2 rRNA genes are annotated in these 3,234 nt (G+C 52.6%); both read left to right on the top strand.

Features of this window, described 5'->3' with window-relative positions:
• Window positions 1-122 precede the first annotated feature (122 nt).
• Window positions 123-3,025 (top strand): 23S ribosomal RNA (locus BGK49_RS11135).
• A 95-nt stretch (window positions 3,026-3,120) separates the two neighbouring features.
• A 5S ribosomal RNA gene (gene rrf, locus BGK49_RS11130) occupies window positions 3,121-3,234 on the top strand; the annotation flags it as partial.

Here is a 3,234-nt window from a genome sequence, read left to right as displayed (position 1 = left end):
TTTGCTCTTTAAAAATCTGGATCAAGCTGAAAATTGAAACACTGAACAACGAAAGTTGTTCGTGAGTCTCTCAAATTTTCGCAACACGATGATGAATCGTAAGAAACATCTTCGGGTTGTGAGGTTAAGCGACTAAGCGTACACGGTGGATGCCCTGGCAGTCAGAGGCGATGAAGGACGTGCTAATCTGCGATAAGCGTCGGTAAGGTGATATGAACCGTTATAACCGGCGATTTCCGAATGGGGAAACCCAGTGTGATTCGTCACACTATCATTAACTGAATCCATAGGTTAATGAGGCGAACCGGGGGAACTGAAACATCTAAGTACCCCGAGGAAAAGAAATCAACCGAGATTCCCCCAGTAGCGGCGAGCGAACGGGGAGCAGCCCAGAGCCTGAATCAGTGTGTGTGTTAGTGGAAGCGTCTGGAAAGGCGTGCGATACAGGGTGACAGCCCCGTACACAAAAATGCACATATTGTGAGCTCGATGAGTAGGGCGGGACACGTGGTATCCTGTCTGAATATGGGGGGACCATCCTCCAAGGCTAAATACTCCTGACTGACCGATAGTGAACCAGTACCGTGAGGGAAAGGCGAAAAGAACCCCGGCGAGGGGAGTGAAAAAGAACCTGAAACCGTGTACGTACAAGCAGTGGGAGCACGCTTAGGCGTGTGACTGCGTACCTTTTGTATAATGGGTCAGCGACTTATATTCTGTAGCAAGGTTAACCGAATAGGGGAGCCGAAGGGAAACCGAGTCTTAACTGGGCGTTAAGTTGCAGGGTATAGACCCGAAACCCGGTGATCTAGCCATGGGCAGGTTGAAGGTTGGGTAACACTAACTGGAGGACCGAACCGACTAATGTTGAAAAATTAGCGGATGACTTGTGGCTGGGGGTGAAAGGCCAATCAAACCGGGAGATAGCTGGTTCTCCCCGAAAGCTATTTAGGTAGCGCCTCGTGAATTCATCTCCGGGGGTAGAGCACTGTTTCGGCAAGGGGGTCATCCCGACTTACCAACCCGATGCAAACTGCGAATACCGGAGAATGTTATCACGGGAGACACACGGCGGGTGCTAACGTCCGTCGTGAAGAGGGAAACAACCCAGACCGCCAGCTAAGGTCCCAAAGTCATGGTTAAGTGGGAAACGATGTGGGAAGGCCCAGACAGCCAGGATGTTGGCTTAGAAGCAGCCATCATTTAAAGAAAGCGTAATAGCTCACTGGTCGAGTCGGCCTGCGCGGAAGATGTAACGGGGCTAAACCATGCACCGAAGCTGCGGCAGCGACACTATGTGTTGTTGGGTAGGGGAGCGTTCTGTAAGCCTGTGAAGGTGTACTGTGAGGTATGCTGGAGGTATCAGAAGTGCGAATGCTGACATAAGTAACGATAAAGCGGGTGAAAAGCCCGCTCGCCGGAAGACCAAGGGTTCCTGTCCAACGTTAATCGGGGCAGGGTGAGTCGACTCCTAAGGCGAGGCCGAAAGGCGTAGTCGATGGGAAACAGGTTAATATTCCTGTACTTGGTGTTACTGCGAAGGGGGGACGGAGAAGGCTATGTTGGCCGGGCGACGGTTGTCCCGGTTTAAGCGTGTAGGCTGGTTTTCCAGGCAAATCCGGAAAACTAAGGCTGAGGCGTGATGACGAGGCACTACGGTGCTGAAGCAACAAATGCCCTGCTTCCAGGAAAAGCCTCTAAGCATCAGGTAACATCAAATCGTACCCCAAACCGACACAGGTGGTCAGGTAGAGAATACCAAGGCGCTTGAGAGAACTCGGGTGAAGGAACTAGGCAAAATGGTGCCGTAACTTCGGGAGAAGGCACGCTGATATGTAGGTGAAGTCCCTCGCGGATGGAGCTGAAATCAGTCGAAGATACCAGCTGGCTGCAACTGTTTATTAAAAACACAGCACTGTGCAAACACGAAAGTGGACGTATACGGTGTGACGCCTGCCCGGTGCCGGAAGGTTAATTGATGGGGTCAGCGCAAGCGAAGCTCTTGATCGAAGCCCCGGTAAACGGCGGCCGTAACTATAACGGTCCTAAGGTAGCGAAATTCCTTGTCGGGTAAGTTCCGACCTGCACGAATGGCGTAATGATGGCCAGGCTGTCTCCACCCGAGACTCAGTGAAATTGAACTCGCTGTGAAGATGCAGTGTACCCGCGGCAAGACGGAAAGACCCCGTGAACCTTTACTATAGCTTGACACTGAACATTGAGCCTTGATGTGTAGGATAGGTGGGAGGCTTTGAAGTGTGGACGCCAGTCTGCATGGAGCCGACCTTGAAATACCACCCTTTAATGTTTGATGTTCTAACGTTGACCCGTAATCCGGGTTGCGGACAGTGTCTGGTGGGTAGTTTGACTGGGGCGGTCTCCTCCTAAAGAGTAACGGAGGAGCACGAAGGTTGGCTAATCCTGGTCGGACATCAGGAGGTTAGTGCAATGGCATAAGCCAGCTTGACTGCGAGCGTGACGGCGCGAGCAGGTGCGAAAGCAGGTCATAGTGATCCGGTGGTTCTGAATGGAAGGGCCATCGCTCAACGGATAAAAGGTACTCCGGGGATAACAGGCTGATACCGCCCAAGAGTTCATATCGACGGCGGTGTTTGGCACCTCGATGTCGGCTCATCACATCCTGGGGCTGAAGTAGGTCCCAAGGGTATGGCTGTTCGCCATTTAAAGTGGTACGCGAGCTGGGTTTAGAACGTCGTGAGACAGTTCGGTCCCTATCTGCCGTGGGCGCTGGAGAACTGAGGGGGGCTGCTCCTAGTACGAGAGGACCGGAGTGGACGCATCACTGGTGTTCGGGTTGTCATGCCAATGGCACTGCCCGGTAGCTAAATGCGGAAGAGATAAGTGCTGAAAGCATCTAAGCACGAAACTTGCCCCGAGATGAGTTCTCCCTGACTCCTTGAGAGTCCTGAAGGAACGTTGAAGACGACGACGTTGATAGGCCGGGTGTGTAAGCGCAGCGATGCGTTGAGCTAACCGGTACTAATGAACCGTGAGGCTTAACCTTACAACGCCGAAGGTGTTTTGGCGGATGAGAGAAAGATTTTCAGCCTGATACAGATTAAATCAGAACGCAGAAGCGGTCTGATAAAACAGAATTTGCCTGGCGGCCGTAGCGCGGTGGTCCCACCTGACCCCATGCCGAACTCAGAAGTGAAACGCCGTAGCGCCGATGGTAGTGTGGGGTCTCCCCATGCGAGAGTAGGGAACTGCCAG

This window comes from Shigella sp. FC1544 (assembly GCF_001722145.1).
In the GTDB taxonomy this organism is placed as follows: domain Bacteria; phylum Pseudomonadota; class Gammaproteobacteria; order Enterobacterales; family Enterobacteriaceae; genus Escherichia; species Escherichia coli.
This window is presented reverse-complemented; position numbering and strand designations above follow the sequence as displayed.